We start from the raw sequence: 19804 nt of genomic DNA on the forward strand, positions 1-19804 counted from the left end.
TCCTTGGGATCGATCTGGGAAAGAGGAAGGCACGGCCGGTCCGGCGCCGCCACGGCGCGTCTCGATATCAGTCCAGCGAGGCCTTGGCGCGCTGGATCACGCCGGCCCACTTGGTCGATTCGGACTGGATGAAGCTGCCGAACTGCTCGCGGCTGATCGGGAAGGTGTCGTAGCCGAAGCTGGCGTAGCGCTGCGCGACGTCCGGCTCGGCCAGCGCCTTCTCGATGTCGCGCTGGATGCGCTCGGCCACCGCCCTGGGCAGGCCCTTCGGCGTGGCGATGGTCGTCCAGCCCGAGACCTCGTAGCCGGCCGGGCCGCCCGACTCGGCCACCGTCGGCACGTCCGGGAAGGCCGGGTGGCGTTTCAGGCCGGTGGTGCCGATGAACTTGATCTTCCCCGCGCGCTGCAGCGGGCCGGCCGTGGCCATCGTGCCCAGCGCGAAGTTCAGCTCGCCGTTAGCCACGCCGGTGTAGAGCTGCGAGGTCTCCTTGTAGATGACATGCTGCATCTCGGTGCCAGTCATGGCCTCCAGCAGCGCGGTGCCCAGGTGCACCGGGTTGCCCACCGACCAGGAACCGTAGTTCAGCTTGCCCGGATTGGCCTTGGCATCGGCCAGCACGTCGCCGATGGTGCGGTACTTGCTGCCCGCCGCGGTGGTGACGAAGAAGTTGGCGCGGAACAGCGGCAGCACCGGCTCGAAGTCCTTCACCGGGTCGTAGGGCAGCTTCTTGAACAGGTGCGGATAGGCGACCAGATGCACGTTGTCCAGGTGGATCAGGTCGTGGCCGTCCTTGGCCCCCTGGCGGAAGGCGTCGATGGCGATGAAGCCGTTGCCGCCCGGGCGGTTCTCGACGATGACCGGCTTGCCCCAGGCCTTCTGCAGCTTGTCGGCCAGCAGCCGCACCACCGCCTCCGGGCCGGCACCGACCGGGAAGGGCGTGATGATGCGCACCGGCTTGGTGGGCCATTCCGGCGCCGGATCGGCGGCCAGCGCGGGCAGCGCGCCCAGGCCGAGCGCGGCGCTGGCGCCGGCAGCGGCCAGCTTCAGGAAGCCCTTGCGGCTCGGGCGGGTGAATCGATCGGTCATCGTTGTCTCCTGGGAAAAGCCGGATCGCGCGTCGAGGCGCGATCTCAGTCGATGTAGCGCAGGCCGGCCTTGGCCAGCGGCTCGCGCATCTTGTACATGTCCAGGCCCAGCACGCCGCTGGCGAGCATGTCGCGCTTCTCGCCCTCGAAGCTCTCGCGCCTGGCGGCGGCCGCGGCCACCTCGACCACGCGGGCGGCCGGCACGCAGCACACGCCGTCGTCGTCGGCGACGATCGCGTCGCCCGGGTTGACCATCATGCCGGCGCACACCACCGGGATGTTCACCGAGCCCAGCGTGGCCTTGATCGTGCCCTTGGCGCTGATCGCCTTGGACCAGACGGGGAAGCCCATCTCCTTGAGCGTCTTCACGTCGCGCACGCCGGCGTCGATGATCAGCGCACGCGCGCCACGGGCCATGAAGCTGGTGGCCAGCAGGTCGCCGAAGTAGCCGTCGGTGCACTCGGCGGTGATCGCGGCCACGACGATGTCGCCCGGCTGGATCTGCTCGGCGGCCACATGCATCATCCAGTTGTCGCCCGGGTGCAGCAGCACGGTAACCGCGGTGCCCGAGACCTGGGTGCCGACCTGGATCGGGCGCATGCAGGGCTTGAGCAGGCCGACGCGGCCCATCGCCTCGTGCACGGTGGCCGAGCCCAGGGCCGCCAGACGGTCGGTGGCCTCGCGGTCGGCACGGGTGATGTTGCGGTAGACGACGCCGAGTTCGTACATGACGGGAAAGCTCCTGAGGGCGGAATTCGTTCGGGACCAGACCGGCAGGCCTGATGGGGCTGCGCCGATTCTGTCCGGGCACCGCCATGCCGTACAGGCAGGCAATCGACTAGCAGCTATCGCACCACGGCATCGGTTATGCGGGAATTTCCCGAGATCATGCGCAGCGCACAGCCAGCGTCCTGACAGGAAGACGTGCGACATTGCGCGCCACGGAGACACTTCCCGCACTGTGAGAGACAATTTCACCCGGGAAAGAAAGACCCCGACAGAACTCGACCCGCGCGGGGCGCGGGTCGCGCTTCATCCGAAGCCCCCACAACGGAGATAGTTGAATGACCACGAAGCAGCCGACCATCGTCTACACGCTGACCGACGAGGCGCCGTTCCTGGCGACCGCCTCGTTCCTGCCGATCGTCCGCACCTTCGCCGCGCAGGCCGGCATCAACGTGACCACCAGCGACATCTCGGTCGCCGGCCGCATCCTGGCGAGCTTTCCGGAGTACCTGACCGAAGAGCAGCGCGTCGCGGATCACCTGGCGGAGCTGGGCAAGCTGACGCTGCGCCCCGAGGCCAACATCATCAAGCTGCCCAACATCAGCGCCTCGATCGCGCAGCTCAAGGCCGCGATCAAGGAGCTGCAGGCCAAGGGCTACGCCATCCCCGACTACCCGGAGAACCCGCAGAACGACGAGGAAAAGGCGCTGAAGGCGCGCTACTCGAAGTGCACCGGCTCGGCGGTGAACCCGGTCCTGCGCGAGGGCAACTCCGACCGCCGCGCGCCGCGCGCCGTCAAGGAATACGCCCGCAAGAACCCGCACAGCATGGGCGAGTGGAGCCAGGCCTCGCGCACGCACGTCTCGCACATGCACCACGGCGACTTCTATCACGGCGAGAAGTCGATGACGCTCGACCGCGCCCGCAACGTGCGCATGGAGCTGATCACCAAGTCGGGCCAGACCGTCGTGCTGAAGGAGAAGGTCGCGCTGCTGGACCGCGAGGTCATCGACTCGATGTTCATGAGCAAGAAGGCGCTGTGCGACTTCTACGAGGCGCAGATCGAGGATGCCCGCAAGACCGGCGTGATGTTCTCGCTGCACGTCAAGGCGACGATGATGAAGGTGTCGCACCCGATCGTGTTCGGCCACTGCGTCAAGATCTTCTACAAGGACGCGTTCGCCAAGCACGCCGAGACCTTCAAGCAGCTCGGCGTGAACGTCAACAACGGCATGGTCGATCTGTACACCAAGATCGAGAAGCTGCCGGCCTCGCAGCGCGACGAGATCAAGCGCGACCTGCACGCCTGCCACGAGCACCGTCCGGAACTGGCGATGGTCGACTCGGCCAAGGGCATCACCAACTTCCACTCGCCCAACGACGTGATCGTCGACGCCTCGATGCCGGCGATGATCCGCGCTGGCGGCAAGATGTATGGCGCCGACGGCCGCCTGAAGGACGCCAAGGCCGTGATGCCGGAGTCGACCTTCGCCCGCATCTACCAGGAGATGATCAACTTCTGCAAGTGGCACGGCAACTTCGACCCGAAGACCATGGGCACCGTGCCCAACGTCGGCCTGATGGCGCAGCAGGCCGAGGAATACGGCTCGCACGACAAGACCTTCGAGATCCCGGAAGACGGTGTCGCCAACATCACCGACATCGAGACCGGTGAAGTGCTGCTGACGCAGAACGTCGAGGAAGGCGACATCTGGCGCATGTGCCAGGTCAAGGACGCCGCCATCCGCGACTGGGTCAAGCTGGCCGTCAACCGCGCGCGCAACTCGGGCATGCCGGTCGTCTTCTGGCTCGACAGCTACCGCCCGCACGAGGCGCAGCTGATCCGCAAGGTCAAGATGTACCTGCACGAGCACGACACCACCGGCCTGGACATCCAGATCATGAGCCAGGTGCGCGCGATGCGCTACACGCTCGAGCGCGTGATCCGCGGCCTGGACACCATCAGCGCCACCGGCAACATCCTGCGCGACTACCTGACCGACCTGTTCCCGATCATGGAACTGGGCACCTCGGCCAAGATGCTGTCGATCGTGCCGCTGATGGCCGGTGGCGGCATGTACGAGACGGGCGCCGGCGGCTCGGCCCCGAAGCATGTGCAGCAGCTGGTGGAGGAGAACCACCTGCGCTGGGACTCGCTGGGCGAGTTCCTGGCGCTGGCGGTCTCCTTCGAGGAGCTGGGCATCAAGAACGGCAACGCCCGCGCCAAGCTGCTGGCCCGGACGCTGGACGCGGCCACCGGCAAGCTGCTGGACAACCGCAAGTCGCCGAGCCCGCGCACCGGCGAGCTCGACAACCGCGGCAGCCAGTTCTACCTGTCGATGTACTGGGCGCAGGAACTGGCCGCGCAGACCGAGGACGCCGAGCTGGCCGCGAAGTTCGCGCCGCTGGCCGCGAGCCTGGCCGCCAACGAGGCCAAGATCGTCGAGGAGCTGAACTCGGTCCAGGGTCACGCGGTCGACATCGGCGGCTACTACAAGCCCGACACCGCCAAGCTGGCCGAAGTGATGCGCCCGAGCGCCACCTTCAACGCCGCGCTGGAATCGGTCGGCGCCTGAGTGGTCCTGTGAGCTGCTGAAGCCGGCGCGCCGCCGTGGCGCCGGCTCCTGAGCGCCCCGCCCGGGAGATCCCGGCCGGGGCTTTTTGCCGTGGTGTCACGATTCCTGACAACGCTGTAAGTTGCAGTGGTTAGGCTGGTGCCTGCATAGGTGGTCCGGCCTGATGCCGTGCAGGAGCGGCGGACGGGCCACCGCTGACCCACGGAGAAGAGACCATGAAATATGTCCTGATCGGTGCCGGCCCCGCCGGCGTGCGCGCAGCGGAGACACTGCGCAAGGAGGACCCCACCGGCGAGATCACGCTGGTCGGCGGCGAGCCGGGCGAGCCGTATGCGCGCATGGCGATTCCCTATGTGCTGAACCGCTCGATCGACGAGACCGGCGCGCTGCAGCGCAAGACCGAGCTGCACTACGACCACCAGCGCATCCGCTACCTGAACCGCAAGGCGCTGAAGGTGCATGCGCGCGAGGACGGCGGCACGGTCGACCTGGACGACGGCACCGTGCTGGACTACGACCGCCTGCTGGTGGCGACCGGCTCGTCGCCGTCGCTGCCGCCGATTCCCGGCACCGACCTGCCCGGCGTGGTCACCTGCTGGACGCTGGAGGACGCGCGCGCGATCGCCGAGAAGCTCAAGCCCGGCAACCGCGTCGTGATGGTGGGCGCGGGCTTCGTGGCCGGCGTGTGCATGAAGTCGCTGGTGGGCACGGGCGTGAAGCTGTCGGTCATCGCCGGGCGCGCCGGGCAGATCCTGCGCACGATGATGGCGCCGGCCGGCAGCAGCATGATGCAGCGCTGGCTGGAGGAGCGCGGCGTCGACGTCATCACCAAGGGCCGCACCGAGCGCATCGAGCCGGGCCCGCGTCTGGTGATGGACACCCAGGTGATCGAGGCCGACCTGATCATCCTGGCCACCGGCGTGAAGCCGAACGTCTCGTTCCTGGAGGGCACCGGCGCCAGGATCGACCAGGGCGTGGTGGTCGACCACTTCATGCGCACCACGGTGCCGCACGTCTACGCTGCCGGCGACGTGGCGCAGGGCCGCGACTTCTCGACCGGCGAATGGGTCGTGCACGCGCTGCAGCCCACCGCGACCGAACACGGCCGCATCGCCGCGCTGAACATGGCCGGCAAGCACATGCCCTACCGCGGCAGCCTGAGCATGAACGTGCTCGACATCGGCGGCCTGATCTCGCACACCTTCGGCCAGTGGCAGGGCGTGGAAGGCGGCGAGATGGTCGAGGAAGTGGACGAGAAGAACTTCCTCTACACCCGCCTGTGCTTCAAGAACGACCGCATGGTCGGCGCCATCACCATCGGCAACTGCAACCACGTCGGCGCGATCCGCGGCCTGATCCAGACCCGCCGCCACCTCGGCGAGTGGAAGGAGAAGCTGATGCACAACCCGCACAAGGTCATGGCGGCCTTCGTGGATCTGGGGCAGCACAAGGCGGTGCCGGAAACGGCCTGACGGGCGGCGTCGACAGGCCCTGCATACCGTTCGAGATGCAGGTCTTGGCGCCGCTCAGGATCCAGCTGTCGCCGTCCAGTGCCGGCTCGGCGCGCGCTTACCCCGAGGTGGACAACAGGGGTACCTCGCTCATGTGGACGTCGAGACGACGACGCTGCGCCGCGTCGTAGCCGAAATCAGCGGCGTGCATCAGCCAAGCCCGCTGCACGGCCTCGATCGCCTCGACTGTCTGCGCCACCAGACGGGTCTCGTCGCTACCGATCTTGCGGGCCAGCCGCCGGAACGTGTCCAGCCGCACGTCCTGCCAGCGTTTCGATCCACCGAAGTTGAGCGCCATCCGGTCGTCAGGCAGGTACTGGATCGTCGAGACCAAGTCGTAGGCCGGCGACAGCCGGGCCTTCAGTCCGTCCGGATACTGGAGGGACCAGTTCTTGTGATGCGCATCGCCGTTGCCGCTGGCCACCAGGAAAACCAGCCGCCGCACCAGCTCGGCCAGATCATCGGGGCCAGCCAGCGCCAGCGTGATCCGGGCGATCGTCTCGATGTTGAAGCGCTCATACTTGCGCTCCGGGTAGAGATCGAGTACCTGGGCGAAGTCCTCGATGTGGATTCGCCGCCCCGAAGCCGGTCGATCGAAACGACGAATCACGAACGCCTGCCGCTCACCACGAGGTGGTCGGATCGACGCAGGCAGACCGCTCACCGCCGCCAGATCGATCAACGCGCACTCCGGCACCGTGATGCCACTGGCCCGCGCCCACAGCATCGTCGCGTACTCGTTGGCCGGTACGCCCGGGTAGCGCTGATCGGGCAGCTTAAGGATCCAGTCTCCGCCCAGGCCCGCCACCGGAACGGTCATGCCACGCTGCGTGCGCAACGCGGAGAACTTGAGCTGCACACCCGCGAGCGAGAAATGCCAGCCCGCGGCGGCATCCACCTCGTCGGACTCCAGCGCGGCAGCGCCAGGCAACGTATCTGCTCCGTCGGCCTCACCCGCCGGAACGACCCTCACCGCCCCAGGCAGATCCGCTCCCAGCGTCTGCAGCAGCACGAACTCGCGCTCGCTGATGCCGTGCTTGAGCAATTCGCGCAGCGCACCTTCGGGCAGGAGATTGGAGAACCATGCCGGCAGGCGCGACTTGGCACGCCGAGCCCGAACAGGATCGTCCTCGAAGACCTGTCCCAGGACAGGGCGCGGCACACTTGTCTGCCACGACGCCAGCAGCCGGAACTCGCAATGCCCCGTCGCGTCCAGTGCCAGCACCCCGACAGGCAGCTCGTTCAGCAGAACCAGCAGGCGTGACGCAGGGGCGGCCCCACCCGGGATCACGGCGCCTCCTCGTCGTCATCCTCCGGCACGCACAGCGATGCCAGCGACGGCCGGTCACTCGCCTCCCAACGGGCATGGCGGGCGAAGAACGGTGGCAGATGCAGAGCAAGCCGCTCCGCACGGGCGCGCAGAAAACCGGCGTCATCACCGGCTAGCAACGCGGCGTGAGCCTGGGCAGTGATGGCGTGCGACGCCAGCACGTCCGCATCGGTCGTGCGAATCAGCAGGGCCTTCAGTCCGGCAGATCCTGGATGCACCAGACGGTTGGCCACGCTCCGCAGCGCATCGGGCGCCGCAGCAGCACTGCGCAGGATCTGCGCGAACGGAGGATCCGCCGCGGCCCCGGTCGTCTCGTCGCCCCGGCGATCGAGCCAATAGCCAATGTCGATCGGCTCGCCGGTCCGCAGGTCGCGCGGCTCCAGATCCAACAGGGCCAGTGACATCAGCTTGGCCGTGGCATGGCGGAAATTGAATCGCTCCCCGGTCGATGGTCCGGGCACAGGCTGCCGCGCCACCATGCCGAGCAGCCGCTGCACCGAACCTTCCTCATCGTGCGGATCGATGCGATCCAGTGCCGAGCGCGTCGCCACCGTGTTGCCGGTATGCGAACCATCCAGCGCACCTCGCCATAGCCAGCGCGCCAGCAGTTCGCGCGAGCGGGGTCGAGGCTGAGGATGATGCAGGAAGAACTTGCCCAGCGTCACCAGCGGCAGCCGGTACGGCAGCAGATCGTGGTGCGCAATGCCAGCATCGAGACGCACGAAACGGATCACGCGGTCCGCCAGAGCCTCGGTGCGTGCAAACACGTCCGGCGCGGTCTGCGGCGCAAGACGCAGTGGCTCGGCAGTGCCACCGACGATCACGTCCATCCCCTGGACCACCCGCACCAGCCGGTACAGCAGATCCTCGTCGATGCAGCCAAATTCGGTCGACGCCGCCAGCGTGGTGACAAGAGCCTTCAGAGATGCCTTCGACTGCCCGGCCCGCGCGCCGTTGAGGGCATCGAACACCTCGGCATCACTGAGCCGCTTGCCGCTCGAATTGAGTCGCCCGAAGATCTCTCGCAGCGTCGCCTCGCTGCCGCTGCGCACGACGTAGGCGGGAATGTCGTACTCGCGCAGCCGTTTGCCCAGCAGCAGCGCTTGCTCGCGCCGCTCGCGACTGCCAGCATGATCGAACAGCCATGCAAACAGCCGTTCCGAATCGAGGATGCGGTTCAGCGGCAGCCAGCGCCCCGGATCAGCCTCGACATGCAACGTCGGCGACGGGGCATGGAAGCTGCATTTGTCCAGATCGAACAGCAGCGTGAAGTCGTCGCCGTCCTCGTCAGACGTCAGCAGGATGCGAGCGAGCGACACCAACCGCTGCTGTCCATCGACGACGAGCAGCGCATTGGGCAGGTACGGCGCCTCCAGTCGCCACTCGCCCCATTGCAACCGCTCGGCCTGGGCCTCGCTTTCCCAGAATAGCAACGTACCCACCGGATAGCCCCGGTAGAGGCTGTCGACGAGCTTGCGCGCGTCATTGCGATCCCAAGCGAGGCGACGCTGGAACGACGGGATTCGCAGCCTCCCAGCCCGGATCTGCTGCATCAGATCCTCGATCTTGAAAGCCCGAGCCTCGGGCCGCGCTTCCAGCAGTTCCGGCGGTTCGGAAGATGAGACAGCATGCATGCGGGGATTCTCTCACCCCGCCTTGCGGTGCGGTCTCTGCGATACGTCGATCAGCGCCCGCGGGCCTTCAGCGCCGCATCCAGCCGAGGAAACACGCGCCGCGCATTGCCCTCATAGACCAGGAAGCGCTCCTCGTCCGTCAGGTTCTCGGTGGCGTTGACGTAGCGCTTGGTGTCGTCGTAGTAGTAGCCGGTCTGCGGGTCGATCCCGCGCACGGCGCCGATCATCTCGGAGGCGAACAGGATGTTCTTCACCGGGATCACCTTGGTCAGCAGGTCGATGCCCGGCTGGTGATAGACGCAGGTGTCGAAGAAGATGTTGTTCAGCAGATGCTCGTCGAGCAGCGGCTTCTTCATCTCCTGCGCCAGGCCGCGGAAACGGCCCCAGTGGTAAGGCACCGCGCCGCCGCCGTGCGGGATCAGGAACTTCAGGGTCGGGAAGTCCTTGAACAGATCGCCCTGCAGGCACTGCATGAAGGCGGTGGTGTCGGCGTTCAGGTAGTGGCTGCCGGTGGTGTGGAAGCAGCTGTTGCAGCTGGTCGAGACGTGGATCATCGCCGGGATGTCGTGCTCGACCATCTTTTCATAGATGGGGTACCAGTGGCGGTCGGTCAGCGGCGGGCTGTTCCAGTGGCCGCCCGACGGATCCGGGTTCAGGTTGATGCCGACGAAGCCGTAGTCCTTGACGCAGCGCTCCAGCTCGGGAATGCAGGTCTTCGGGTCCACGCCCGGCGACTGCGGCAGCATCGCCGCGCCGATGAAGTTGTCCGGGAAGAGCTGGCTGACGCGGTAGCACAGCTCGTTGCAGATGGCGGCCCAGGTCGACGAGGTCTCGAAGTCGCCGATGTGGTGCGCCATGAAGCTGGCGCGCGGGCTGAAGATGGTCAGGTCCGAGCCGCGTTCCTTCATCAGGCGCAGCTGGTTCTTCTCGATCGACTCGCGCAGCTCGTCGTCGCTGATCTTCAGGGCCTTGGGGTCGGGCTTCTGGCTCGGGTCCTTCAGCGCGGCGATCTGCAGGTCGCGCCAGGCGCCCAGCGCGGCCGGCGCGGTGGTGTAGTGGCCGTGGACGTCGATGATCAGGGGTTGGGCTTGGCTCATGGGGGGCTCGGTGAAAAGACGGAAAGACGGTCGGCGCAGGCGGGAGCGCTGGGCTCAGGCCGGCTCCATGCCCTGGCGACGCTTGGCCGCGACGGCCTCGGGCGAGGTCATGAAGTCGAGCATCGCGCGCACGGCGTCCGGCTGAGTGCAGCGGGCGGCGACGCCGGCCGAGAAGATGGTGGTGATCTGGATGGCGTCAGGCAGCGGGCCGACGATGTCGATGCCCTCGACGTGGATCAGCTCGCTGAGCTGCTGGAAGCCCAGCTCGACCTCGCCCGCGGCCACCAGCGAACCCACCGGCGTGCCTGGCGGCGGCGTCACCAGCCGCGCGGCCACCTCGGCGGCGATGCCCCAGCGCTCGAACAGCTTCGCCAGCGCGACACCGCTCGGGCCGGTCGAGTAGCTCACGCTGCGCGCGGCCAGCACGGCGGCCTTCACGCTGTCCTCGCTGGACAGATCGGGGTGCGGCGCGCCCGAGCGCACCGCCACCGCCACGCCCGAGCGCACCAGATCCACCCGGCTGCCTGGCTGCACATGGCCGCCGGCGATCAGCTTGTCGATCGCGTCCGAGCCCAGGATCACCACGTCGAAGGCTTCGCCCGCAGCGACCCGCCTGGCGGCATCGACGCCGCCGACCGAGGCGATCTCGGCCTGGCGGCCGCTGCGGCCCTGCCAGTCGGCGACCAGCTCGGCCAGCAGCTGGCGGGTGGCCATCGAGGAAATGCCCTTGACGGGCGACGGCAGCGCGCGGGGGTCGGAGGTCATGCGAAATCCTGAGGGAGACTTCGCGCATTCTCGGCAGCCACCGCCATGCCGGCCAGAGTCGGCGGGAACTAGCAGCTATCTTCCCTCGGCATTGCTGATCCGGGTTGTCCCGGATGCCGCTCAGCCCGTCACGGTGCTGCGCAGGCGCTCCATGCGCTCCTCGGTACGCTCGCGGGTGCCGGTCGGCACCTTGCCGCTGATCGCCACCGCGGCCGGCGCGGCCAGCATGCGCCGGGTGCAGTCGCGCACCGCGTCGGCGTCCACCACCTCCAGCGCCGCCATCCACTCGGCGCCGCTGCGCACCCGCCCGAGCGCGAACAGGTCGAGCGCGGCCATCTCCAACCGGTGCTGCGCGCCCTCGCGCTGGCGCACCGCGCGCACCGCGATCTGGTTGCGCGCGCGCAGCAGGTCGGTCTCGCTGACCCGCTCGGCCTGCGCCTGCAGCAGCGCGACGATCTCGTCCTGGCAGGCCTCAAGGTGCTCGGCCGTGGTCGAGGCCTCCAGCACGAACTGCCCGGCCAGATCCGACTGGTCGGTCGAGCAGCCGGCGTAGTAGACCAGCCCCAGGCGCTCGCGCACCCGGTCGAGCAGCGGCGAGCTCATGCCCTCGCCCAGCACCGCCGCGGCCATCACGCCGGTGGCGGCCAGCGGATCGAGCCGGTCGGGCAGCGGGAAGCCGGCCACCAGATGCGTCTGGCTGGAGCCCGCCTGGCGCCGGCTCTTCACCCCGCCGACCCAGGTCGGCGGCGCCACGAGATTGGGCGTGCCGGTGGGCATGTCGCCGAAGACCGCCTCGACCTCGCGCGCCAGCGCCTGCGGATCGACCGGGCCGGACACCGCAACGATCAGGTTGCTGCCGGTGTACTGGCGCGCGACATAGCCGGTCAGCTCGTCGCGGCTGAAACGCTCGATGTTGCGCCGCCGCCCGATCACCGGCTGCGCCAGCGCATGCCTGCCGAACGAGGCCTCGTCGAAGAGCTTGAAGGCGGTGGAGAGCGCGTCGTCCTCGTCCTCGATGAACTCCTGCAGGATCACCTGGCGCTCGCGCTCCAGCTCGGCCTCGGGAAAGCTGCCGTGGCGCACGATGTCGCCCAGCATGCGCACGAAGCTCAGCGCGTCGCGCGCCAGGCCGCGCATGTGGTAGGCGGTGTGGTCCTTGTCGGTGTGCGCATTGACCTCGGCGCCGAGCAGCTCGGCCTCGAGATTGATCTGCTGGCAGTCGCGCGTCGCGGTGCCTTTGAAGGCCATGTGCTCGACGACATGGCTGATGCCGTTGAGCCGCGCGCTCTCGTGGCGGCTGCCGGTGCGCACGTAGATGCTGACGTTCGTGCTGGCCAGATGCGGGGGCCGCACCGCCAGGATGCGCACGCCGTTGGGCAGGACCAGGACCTCGGTGTCGTCGTCGCCGCAGGTCGGGCGGGAAAGGGAATGGGTCATGCCGGCATTGTGCCGGCAGGCCCCCCGACGCGACGGCCGCTCAGCGGCGGATGAAGCGCACGAAGGCGTCGAGCTGGTGGCGGATGTGCTCCCTCGAGTCGCCGTCGACCAGGCGGCCGGCGTCGGCATCGACCTTGTTCTGCACCTGGCCGATCATCACCTCGGGCAGGTTCATCACGCGCGCATCGAGCGCGACCAGCACCTGGCGCAGGTGGTACTGCGCCCGCACGCCGCCGAGAACGCCCATCGACGCGCTCTGCAGCGCCACCGGCTTGGCGGACAGCGGCTTGCCCGGCAGGCGCGAGAGCCAGTCCAGCGCGTTCTTCAGCACGCCCGGCACCGAGTAGTTGTATTCCGGCGTCACGATCACCACGCCGTCGGCCGCGAACACCGCCTCGGCCAGCCGCGCCACGCCGTCGGGCAGGCCGGCGTCGAAGGTGTCCTGGTCATAGAGCGGAATGTCGCCCAGCGTCGCATGCAGCGCGATCTCGACATCGGCGGCCACCAGCTCCGGCAGCGTCTGCGCGACCATGCGGTTGAACGAGGCGCGGCGCAGGCTGCCGGTGACGACGAGGAGGCGAGTGCGGGAATCAGGCATGAGGAACTCCGTGTTCGGCGCCGGGGCCCGCAAGGGTGCGAAGCCGGCATGTCCTCATGGTGCGCCGCAGCGTGCGCCGGCGCTGTCGGCCGGACCTGCGCAGGCGTGTCGGACGGGTCCGACGCTCAGTGTCGGTCGCCGCGCAGCTCGGCGCCTGCGGATTCCACCTCCAGCGTGCAGTCGCAGCCGATGCCGGCGGCGATCAGGCGGCGGGCGCTGCGGCGCAGCAGCGGGGCGGCCGGGCGCAGCCAGACGGGCAGCGGTGCGTGCTGGCCGGTCAGCAGGCCGCAGACATAGCGCGCGGCGCCTTCGTCCCATTCGAGCATCCGGCAGGCGCCGTCGCGGCGCTGGCTGGCGAGCATGCCGACCGGGCAGGGTTCGGTCAGGCAGCACAGGCCGCAGCCGTTGCAGGCCTGGCCCGGCGCGGGCTTGCGCGGCGCGTTGACGCGAATCTCGATGACGCGGCGTTCTGCGGCAACGGGGGGGTCGTCCATCGTGCCAGTGCAACATGCCCCGCCAAGGACGGATGCGCCGAAAAGCGCGCTCTCCCCCGTTGCTTCAGCCGCCCGCGCCGTCGTCCGCGCAGGTGCCCGGCCCCTGGTAGAAGACCAGATCATCGACCGGTTCGCCGCCGACCAGGTGCGAGGCGATGATGCGGTCCATGTTCTGCGGCGTGACGTCGTGGTACCAGGTGCCGTCGGGCTGAACGCACATCACCGGGCCGCCCTTGCAGGCGGCGAAGCAGCTCACCCGGCTGCGCTTGACGCGCAGCTCGCCGTCGTTCAGGCCCGCGGCCTTGAACTTCTCGCCCAGGCTGTCGAACAGCGCCTGCGCCTCGCCATCCTGGGTGCAGCGCGGGCCGGTGCAGACCAGCAGGTGGCGGCGGTAGGCGCCGATTCTGGGCTTGACGGTCGTCTCGCTCATGCTTCGCTCTCCTCGGGCAGATCGGCGGCGGCGGCTTCCAGCGGCTCGTCCAGCGTGGCGCGGATGTAGTCAATGGGCAGGCGGTGGCGCGCAGCGAGCTGCTCGACGCTCTCGCCGGCGGCGTGGTCGATCTGCAGCGCCTCCAGCCAGCCGTTCAGGCCGGTGGAGAGCGAGCGGCCGGCCTTCTCGCCGTCGCGGGTGGCGCCGCCCTCGTCCATGTCGTACTTGTTGGCGTAGCCGCGCGGCGTGACCATCAGGCCGTCGCGCACGAAGGTGCTGCTGTTGCCGATCAGCACGGTGCTGAGCATGCCGATGTCCTGCTCGGCCATCTGCGCCAGCGTCGTGAAGACGACGTTCTGGCGCCGACGGTAGGCGCTCTTGACGATCGCCACCGGCGTGTCGGCGCGGCGGTGGCGCAGGAACAGGCGCTGCGCCTCGACGATCTGGCGCGTGCGCCGGCCGCTCTTGGGGTTGTAGAGCGCGACGACGAAGTCGGCCATCGCCACCGCGTCGAGCCGGCGCGCGATCACCGGCCAGGGCGTGAGCAGGTCGGAGAGCGAGATGGCGCAGAAGTCGTGCGTCAGCGGCGCGCCGACCAGCGCGGCGCAGCTGTTGAGCGCCGAGGCGCCCGGCACGATCTCGACCGCGACGTCGCCCTCGGGCGTCCAGCCGGCCTGGAACAGCACCTCGTAGGTCGGCCCGGCCATGCCGTAGACGCCGGCGTCGCCGCTGGAGATGAGCGCCACCTTCCTGCCGGCGCGGGCGGCGTCGAGCGCGCTGACGGCGCGGTCGAGCTCCTCGGTCATGCCCTTGCGCACGACCTCCTTGCCGTCGAGCAGGTCGGCGACCAGCTTGATGTAGGTGACGTAGCCGACCACCACGTCGGCCTCGGCGATGGCGCTGCGGGCGCGCGCGGTCATGTGCTCGACGCTGCCGGGGCCGATGCCCACGAGCATGATCTTGCCGGCGGGCACGGCGGCATCGAAGGATTCAGGAGCGTTCATCGGAAGGTTCATCCACAAGGAAGTCATGCAGCGGGCGGCGCTGGCGCCAGCCCTCGATCTCCAGCATCGGCCGGTCGTGATGCCGGGCGGCGGGCCCCAGACACAGCAGGCCGACGGGCAGCTCGCCCTCGGCCAGCCCGAGCACAGCGGCCACTGCTGCCGGCTCGAACATCGAGACCCAGCCCAGGCCGAGGTTGTCGGCGCGCGCGGTCAGCCAGAGGTTCTGGATCGCGCAGGCCAGCGAGCACAGCGCCATCTCGCGCGGCATCGTGCGCCGGCCGAAGACGGTGCCATCGTCGGCCGGCAGCACCGCGACCCAGATCTCGGCACAGTCCTGCAGGCCCTCGACCTTCAGGCGCAGGAACTCATCGTCACGCTCGCCGAGGGCCTCGGCAGTGCGCTGGCGCTCCTGCTCGACCAGCCCGGCCAGCGCCTGCCGACGGGCGTCCGAGACGATGCGCACGAAGCGCCACGGCTGCATCAGCCCGACCGAGGGCGCCAGCGCCAGGGCCTGCAGCAGGCGCGCGCGCACCTCCGTCGCAATCGTCGCGCCGGGCCTGAAGTGCCGCACGTCGCGCCGGGCCGCCATCAGCGCCTGCAGCGCCAGGCGTTCGGCAGCGCCGAAAACCGGGCCGCTGGCGCCGCCGACCTGCGCGTCCGCCTGCGCCATCCGAGCCACCGACACGGTGGCGTGGCGGCCGTCCGGCCCGCGCAGGCGGTGCTTCTCGACCAGCAGCGCGCGCGGATCGTCCGAACAGCCGGCGGACAGCAGCGCGGCAGCCTCGCTGACCGAGGGCGTGCCGGTGTGACGGCGCACCGTCTCGGACGGGTTGGGCACGGCGACCTGGGCCAGCACCTCGGGCGCGTGGAAGACCGGCGTCCAGCCCTGGGCACGGCAGAGCGCCAGCAGGCCGACTTCGTCGGCCTTGAGGGTGATGCTGGCGACTGCGGCCACGTCGGCCCAAGCGGCGCCGATCTGCGCTAGCGCCTCGTCGATGGCCTGGCGCAGCGTGGCCTCGGGCGTGCCGCGGTCGCAGCCCAGGCCGAGCGCAAGGCGCGGCCTCATGCGGCGGCGTCCTCGCGCGGCGGGCGGTAGACCACCAGGCGCTCGGCCCAGCGCGTCCAGACCTCGGGCGCGATCTCGGCGTGGGTCACCCACAGCACCGCCTGGTGGCGGGCCGGATCGACCTCGTCGAAGCGCGTCAGGCGCTCGATGCTGGCCGGCAGCGGCGTCGGCCGGGTCCACCAGTCGGGGCGGCCGGCCTCCTGCACGAAGGCGATCGACTCGCCGTTGACCACATGCGCCGAGACGCGGGTGATGTTGATCTTCGGCGCCTCGACGCGCCAGCCCAGCTCGCGCCCGAGGATGTCGACCGGAATCGTGCGGCCGACGTCCGACGCGGTGGTCACCACCGGCGTGGCCTGGATCAGCGCGGCGACCTGCTCGGCCATCGCGTTGGCGCCGCCGACGTGGCCCGAGAGCACCGGAATGACGAACTGGCCGGCGTCGTCGATCACCGTCACGCCAGGATCGACGTCCTTGTTCTTGAGGTGCGGCGCGATCAGCCGCACCACGGCGCCGAGCGAGACGAAGAAGACCAGCTGGTCGAAGCCCTCGAACAACGGCGCGATCTCGTCGCGCAACGCGCCCTCATACGCACGCACCGGGTTGGCCACGTCGGCAAACGCGCCGGCGAACTTGGCCGAGGTGCAGATCGACGCCTGCGGCAGCTGGCGCGCCAGCGCCGCGGCCTGCGCAGCGCCGTGCTTCGTGATGGCGACGATGCAGATGCAGACGCGCGCATCGGCAGGAGAAACGGACGGGACAGCGTTCATGCGGCGACTCCAGGCGAGGTCTTCTTCAGGCAGCCGCGGATGCGCTCGCCGCGCACCCGGTGCGGGCTGCGCACGATCATCAAGGAGAGGTAGCTGACCTTGCGCTCGCGCAGCGCGCGCAGGGCCTCGGGCGTGTCGGCGACCTGCTCGTCGGGTGCGCCGCAGCGCTCGACGAAGCTGGCATGGCCGAGCAGCTCGCGCCGCTCCAGCCAGTCCACCAGCTCGCCGATCAGCGGCTTGACCTTCAGCAGCACCAGGGTGTCGAAGTCGGCCAGCAGCCGGTCGATCGCCGAGACGCCGTAGGCGGCGGGCACCAGCGCCACGGTGTCGTCCTGTTCGCACAGCGGCAGGCCTTGCGTGGCGCAGGCGGCGGTGAAGGCATTGACGCCGGCCACCACCTCGACCGGCAGCTCGGCGCCCTCGTCCTCGGCCAGCGCGCGCAGCGTGCGCGCCAGGTGACCGAAGGTGGCGTAGGTGCTGGCGTCGCCCTCGACCAGGAAAAGCACGTCCTGCCCGGCCTGCAGCTTCGGCCACACCACCTCGGCGGCGCGCAGCCAGGCGCGGGCGAGCTTGTCACCGTCGTGCGTCATCGGGAACAGCAGGCTCTGGTGGTCGGCCGGCGGCACCAGGCCCGCGCGCGCGACGATGTCGAAGGCGTAGCTCGGCGTCTTCGTGCTGCGCGCCGGGTAGACCCAGGCGGTGTCGGGGCGCTCCAGCAGCGCCCAGGCGCGCCGCGTGATCAGGCCCGGATCGCCGGGGCCGAGGCTGACGCCGTGCAGCGTGCCCATCTTCTTCAGGCCCGGATTCATGCGGCCTCCTTGCGGGCGCAGACGATCCACACCGGGTTCTCCGCCGCCATGCGGTGCATGTCGAGGATCGGGCGGCTGCGCGCGGCCTGCAGCTGCAGCACGTCCCAGTCGATCGCATCGGTCGCCACCATCGCCTTGAGCGCCTGCGTGGCCACCGCCAGGTTTTCCAGCGTCACGAAGTTCATCACCAGATGACCGCCCGGACGCAGCCGGCGCAGACACAGCGCGATCAGGCTGGAGAGCTCGCCGCCGGAGCCGCCGATGAAGACGGCGTCCGGATCGGGCCAGGCCTCCAGCCCCTCGGGCGCGCGGCCGTGCACCAGCGTGTGGTTCGAGACCGCGAAGGCATCGCGGTTGGTGCGCGCGATGGCGACGTCGGCCTCGTTCTTCTCGATCGCCCAGACGTGGCCCTGCGGGCACAGCCGCGCCGCCTCCAGCCCGACCGAGCCGGAGCCGGCGCCGAGGTCCCACACCACGCTGTCGGCGCGCAGCTGCAGCCGCGCCAGCGACACCGCGCGCACCTCCTGCTTGGTGATCAGGCCCTTGTCGGGCTGACGCTGGTGGTAGTCGCGGTCGGCCAGGCCGAAGCGCACCGGGTTCGGCCGCGGGCGCACCCGCCACAGCAGCACCACATTGGGATCGGCGAAGGCCTGCGGCGGCGCCTCGGCCACTTCGGCCGGCGCCAGCTCGGCGCGCACCCGCTCGTCCGGCTGCAGCAGCCGCTCGGCCACCGCCATGCGGAAGTCGTCGCCCTGCCCCTCGGCGAGCAGCAGCCGGGCGATGCGCGCGGGCGTGTTCTCGGGGCTGGTCAGCACCAGCAGGCGGTCGTGCGCGCGCAGCGCCTGCGCCAGCGCGTGCAGACCGTGCGCGGGTGGCGCACCGACCTGCCATTCGCCGGCGTCCTTGGCGTGGATCGACACGATCTTCGCGTCCTGCCAGACCAGCCCCACGCGCGCGCAGGCCAGCTGCAGCGTCGAGACATTGGGCAGCACCTCGACGGCCTGCACGCACAGCCGCGCGGCCAGGAAGCCGGCGATGCCGTGACACAGCGGGTCGCCGGTGGCCAGCACCACCACCTTGCGGCCGGCCTCGCGCGCCTCGCTCACCCAGCCGGGCACGGCGGACAGGCGCCCGGTCAGATCGAGCCGCTCGGCGTCGGGGCGGATCTCGGCCTCCAGCAGCGCGAGCGTGCGCGCGCCGCCGATGACGCGGTCGGCGGCACGCAGATGCGCCCGCGCCGTCGCGCTCAGGCTGGCCGCGCCGTCGTCGAGCACGCCCAGCACCCGGCAGGGGTTGGGATCCGGAAAGACATCGGTGTTCATCAGCATTCCTCGTCAGCGGGCCGAACTCGCCTCGGCGATCTTTCGGCCCTCGAAATCGCAGACCAGCACCTGCAGGTGGAAGCGCAGGCCGTAGCGCTCGGGCGCGGTCAGCGTGGCCACCACCTTCTGCGCCAGCGCGGCGTGGAACTCGTTCAACAGCCCGAGCGCCTCCATGCGCTCGGCGGCGAAGCGGGCGGTCTCGGCGGCGGCGATGGCGGCGCACTCGTCGAGCGGCGCGCCGATGCCGGCGGCCAGCTCGGCCAGCAGGCCGGTGTCGACCTCGGCGCGGTTGGCGTGGGTGATGGTCTCGCCCTGGGCGATCTTGGTCAGCTTGCCGACCATGCCGCCGATCACCACCTCGCGCAGCCCCTGCGCCACCGCCTCGTCCAGCGCGTAGCGCAGGAAGTCGCCCATCTGCACGAAGCAGGCGGCGGGCAGCGCGGGGCGCTCACGCATCGCGAACTGCTCGGTGCGCCCGCCGGTGGTCAGCACGACCACGCCGTGACCGAGGGTGGCAGCCACCTGCACGCCCTGCACCACGCTGGCGCGGTAGGCCGATGTGGAATAGGGCTTGACGATGCCGGTGGTGCCCAGGATCGAGATGCCGCCCAGGATGCCGAGCCGCGCGTTGAGCGTCTTCTTCGCCATCTCGACGCCCTGGGGCACCGAGATCGTCACCGAGAGCCCCACCTCGTCGAGCAGGCCGGCAGCGACCTCGCGCACATTGACCTCGATGTTGGCGCGCGGCACCGGGTTGATGGCCGGCCCGCCGACCTCCAGCCCCAGCCCGGCCATCGTCACGGTGCCGACGCCGAAGCCGCCGTGCAGCGTGACGACGCCGGGACGGGCCGCATCGACCTGGACATCGGCGGTGAGGTGCGCGCCATCGGTGCAGTCGGGGTCGTCGCCGGCGAACTTCACCACCATCGCGTGGGCCGAGCGTCCGGTGCCCTCGCCCTCGCAGCGGCCGTCGTGCACGACGAAGCGCACCCGGTCGCCGTTGGGCAGCAGGCTCTCGATCTCGGCCGGCACCGTGCCCTCGACCAGTCCGAGCGCGGCGGCGCGGGCGGCCGCGGCCGCGCAGGCGCCGGTGGTGAAGCCGGTGCGCGTGCCGCGCTTGACGGTCTTGTCCATCATGGAAGCGGCCTT

General features: G+C 69.8%; 18 protein-coding genes. 2 read left to right on the forward strand and 16 right to left on the reverse strand.

What is annotated here, in order from left to right; all coding sequences use genetic code 11:
* Positions 1-67: 67 nt before the first annotated feature.
* Together HNQ01_RS02955 and ligK are read right to left on the reverse strand one after the other, a co-directional pair.
* Positions 68-1087 carry a Bug family tripartite tricarboxylate transporter substrate binding protein gene (locus HNQ01_RS02955; RefSeq protein ID WP_173803845.1) on the reverse strand — a complete coding sequence of 340 codons (1020 nt, stop codon included), beginning with the start codon at positions 1085-1087 and terminating at the stop codon, positions 68-70.
* A gap of 44 nt (positions 1088-1131) precedes the next feature.
* Positions 1132-1815 carry a 4-carboxy-4-hydroxy-2-oxoadipate aldolase/oxaloacetate decarboxylase gene (gene ligK / locus HNQ01_RS02960; protein WP_173803846.1) on the reverse strand — a complete coding sequence of 228 codons (684 nt, stop codon included), beginning with the start codon at positions 1813-1815 and terminating at the stop codon, positions 1132-1134.
* Positions 1816-2150: 335 nt separating this feature from the next.
* Here ligK and HNQ01_RS02965 point away from each other — a divergent pair, with 335 nt between their 5' ends.
* Together HNQ01_RS02965 and HNQ01_RS02970 are read left to right on the forward strand one after the other, a co-directional pair.
* Entirely contained in the window at positions 2151-4388 is a 2238-nt protein-coding gene (locus tag HNQ01_RS02965) for an NADP-dependent isocitrate dehydrogenase (protein ID WP_173803847.1), read from the forward strand.
* Positions 4389-4603: 215 nt separating this feature from the next.
* Positions 4604-5860, forward strand: coding sequence for an NAD(P)/FAD-dependent oxidoreductase (locus tag HNQ01_RS02970; RefSeq protein WP_173803848.1), 1257 nt, complete (start codon positions 4604-4606; stop codon positions 5858-5860).
* A 97-nt stretch (positions 5861-5957) separates the two neighbouring features.
* Here HNQ01_RS02970 and HNQ01_RS02975 read toward each other — a convergent pair whose 3' ends face one another.
* The 14 genes from HNQ01_RS02975 to HNQ01_RS03045 all read right to left on the reverse strand — a co-directional run bounded on the left by HNQ01_RS02975 (position 5958) and on the right by HNQ01_RS03045 (position 19792).
* Positions 5958-7190 (reverse strand): type II toxin-antitoxin system HipA family toxin, encoded by a 1233-nt coding sequence (locus tag HNQ01_RS02975; RefSeq protein WP_353621625.1) that lies wholly within the window; start codon positions 7188-7190, stop codon positions 5958-5960.
* Positions 7187-8863, reverse strand: a complete 1677-nt coding sequence (locus tag HNQ01_RS02980) for a DUF262 domain-containing protein (RefSeq protein ID WP_173803849.1) — start codon at positions 8861-8863, stop codon at positions 7187-7189. Before HNQ01_RS02980 ends, HNQ01_RS02975 begins: the two co-directional genes overlap by 4 nt.
* A 50-nt stretch (positions 8864-8913) precedes the next feature.
* The gene (locus HNQ01_RS02985; RefSeq protein ID WP_173804069.1) at positions 8914-9942 is read right to left on the reverse strand and encodes an amidohydrolase family protein; all 1029 of its coding nucleotides are present in this window, start codon (positions 9940-9942) and stop codon (positions 8914-8916) included.
* Between the two features lie 72 nt (positions 9943-10014).
* Entirely contained in the window at positions 10015-10725 is a 711-nt protein-coding gene (locus tag HNQ01_RS02990) for a substrate-binding domain-containing protein (RefSeq protein WP_286180426.1), read from the reverse strand.
* 120 nt (positions 10726-10845) lie between these two features.
* The gene (locus tag HNQ01_RS02995) at positions 10846-12162 is read right to left on the reverse strand and encodes a M16 family metallopeptidase (protein ID WP_173803850.1); all 1317 of its coding nucleotides are present in this window, start codon (positions 12160-12162) and stop codon (positions 10846-10848) included.
* A gap of 40 nt (positions 12163-12202) precedes the next feature.
* On the reverse strand, positions 12203-12760 hold the full coding sequence (locus tag HNQ01_RS03000; protein WP_173803851.1) for an NADPH-dependent FMN reductase: 558 nt from the start codon (positions 12758-12760) through the stop codon (positions 12203-12205).
* Between the two features lie 125 nt (positions 12761-12885).
* Positions 12886-13254: a hypothetical protein gene (locus tag HNQ01_RS03005; protein ID WP_173803852.1), complete on the reverse strand. Its 369-nt coding sequence runs from the start codon at positions 13252-13254 to the stop codon at positions 12886-12888.
* Between the two features lie 64 nt (positions 13255-13318).
* Positions 13319-13684, reverse strand: coding sequence for a (2Fe-2S) ferredoxin domain-containing protein (locus tag HNQ01_RS03010; protein WP_173803853.1), 366 nt, complete (start codon positions 13682-13684; stop codon positions 13319-13321).
* Positions 13681-14688 (reverse strand): precorrin-3B C(17)-methyltransferase, encoded by a 1008-nt coding sequence (gene cobJ / locus HNQ01_RS03015; protein ID WP_286180427.1) that lies wholly within the window; start codon positions 14686-14688, stop codon positions 13681-13683. Before cobJ ends, HNQ01_RS03010 begins: the two co-directional genes overlap by 4 nt.
* Positions 14675-15754 (reverse strand): 5,6-dimethylbenzimidazole synthase, encoded by a 1080-nt coding sequence (gene bluB / locus HNQ01_RS22125; RefSeq protein WP_217427381.1) that lies wholly within the window; start codon positions 15752-15754, stop codon positions 14675-14677. Before bluB ends, cobJ begins: the two co-directional genes overlap by 14 nt.
* Positions 15751-16524 (reverse strand): cobalamin biosynthesis central domain-containing protein, encoded by a 774-nt coding sequence (locus HNQ01_RS03030; protein WP_173803854.1) that lies wholly within the window; start codon positions 16522-16524, stop codon positions 15751-15753. The genes bluB and HNQ01_RS03030 overlap by 4 nt, the downstream gene beginning before the upstream one ends.
* Entirely contained in the window at positions 16521-17333 is an 813-nt protein-coding gene (gene cobI, locus HNQ01_RS03035) for a precorrin-2 C(20)-methyltransferase (RefSeq protein ID WP_173803855.1), read from the reverse strand. The genes HNQ01_RS03030 and cobI overlap by 4 nt, the downstream gene beginning before the upstream one ends.
* Positions 17330-18655: a precorrin-6y C5,15-methyltransferase (decarboxylating) subunit CbiE gene (gene cbiE / locus HNQ01_RS03040; protein WP_173803856.1), complete on the reverse strand. Its 1326-nt coding sequence runs from the start codon at positions 18653-18655 to the stop codon at positions 17330-17332. Before cbiE ends, cobI begins: the two co-directional genes overlap by 4 nt.
* Before the next feature lie 12 nt (positions 18656-18667).
* Complete coding sequence (locus tag HNQ01_RS03045; RefSeq protein WP_173803857.1) at positions 18668-19792, reverse strand: cobalt-precorrin-5B (C(1))-methyltransferase; 1125 nt, start codon at positions 19790-19792, stop codon at positions 18668-18670.
* Positions 19793-19804 lie beyond the last annotated feature (12 nt).

The sequence above is a fragment of the Sphaerotilus uruguayifluvii genome (assembly GCF_013294065.1).
Classification (GTDB): Bacteria; Pseudomonadota; Gammaproteobacteria; order Burkholderiales; family Burkholderiaceae_C; genus Sphaerotilus; species Sphaerotilus uruguayifluvii.

Bases quoted from the DNA above. Each gene is read 5' to 3' on its own strand.
- HNQ01_RS02955 (WP_173803845.1), bottom strand. From the start codon at position 1,087: ATGACCGATCGATTCACCCGCCCGAGCCGCAAGGGCTTCCTGAAGCTG.
- ligK (WP_173803846.1), bottom strand. From the start codon at position 1,815: ATGTACGAACTCGGCGTCGTCTACCGCAACATCACCCGTGCCGACCGC.
- HNQ01_RS02965 (WP_173803847.1), top strand. From the start codon at position 2,151: ATGACCACGAAGCAGCCGACCATCGTCTACACGCTGACCGACGAGGCG.
- HNQ01_RS02970 (WP_173803848.1), top strand. From the start codon at position 4,604: ATGAAATATGTCCTGATCGGTGCCGGCCCCGCCGGCGTGCGCGCAGCG.
- HNQ01_RS02980 (WP_173803849.1), bottom strand. From the start codon at position 8,863: ATGCATGCTGTCTCATCTTCCGAACCGCCGGAACTGCTGGAAGCGCGG.
- HNQ01_RS02990 (WP_286180426.1), bottom strand. From the start codon at position 10,725: ATGACCTCCGACCCCCGCGCGCTGCCGTCGCCCGTCAAGGGCATTTCC.
- HNQ01_RS02995 (WP_173803850.1), bottom strand. From the start codon at position 12,162: ATGACCCATTCCCTTTCCCGCCCGACCTGCGGCGACGACGACACCGAG.
- HNQ01_RS03000 (WP_173803851.1), bottom strand. From the start codon at position 12,760: ATGCCTGATTCCCGCACTCGCCTCCTCGTCGTCACCGGCAGCCTGCGC.
- HNQ01_RS03005 (WP_173803852.1), bottom strand. From the start codon at position 13,254: ATGGACGACCCCCCCGTTGCCGCAGAACGCCGCGTCATCGAGATTCGC.
- HNQ01_RS03010 (WP_173803853.1), bottom strand. From the start codon at position 13,684: ATGAGCGAGACGACCGTCAAGCCCAGAATCGGCGCCTACCGCCGCCAC.
- cobJ (WP_286180427.1), bottom strand. From the start codon at position 14,688: ATGAACGCTCCTGAATCCTTCGATGCCGCCGTGCCCGCCGGCAAGATC.
- bluB (WP_217427381.1), bottom strand. From the start codon at position 15,754: ATGAGGCCGCGCCTTGCGCTCGGCCTGGGCTGCGACCGCGGCACGCCC.
- HNQ01_RS03030 (WP_173803854.1), bottom strand. From the start codon at position 16,524: ATGAACGCTGTCCCGTCCGTTTCTCCTGCCGATGCGCGCGTCTGCATC.
- cobI (WP_173803855.1), bottom strand. From the start codon at position 17,333: ATGAATCCGGGCCTGAAGAAGATGGGCACGCTGCACGGCGTCAGCCTC.
- cbiE (WP_173803856.1), bottom strand. From the start codon at position 18,655: ATGAACACCGATGTCTTTCCGGATCCCAACCCCTGCCGGGTGCTGGGC.
- HNQ01_RS03045 (WP_173803857.1), bottom strand. From the start codon at position 19,792: ATGATGGACAAGACCGTCAAGCGCGGCACGCGCACCGGCTTCACCACC.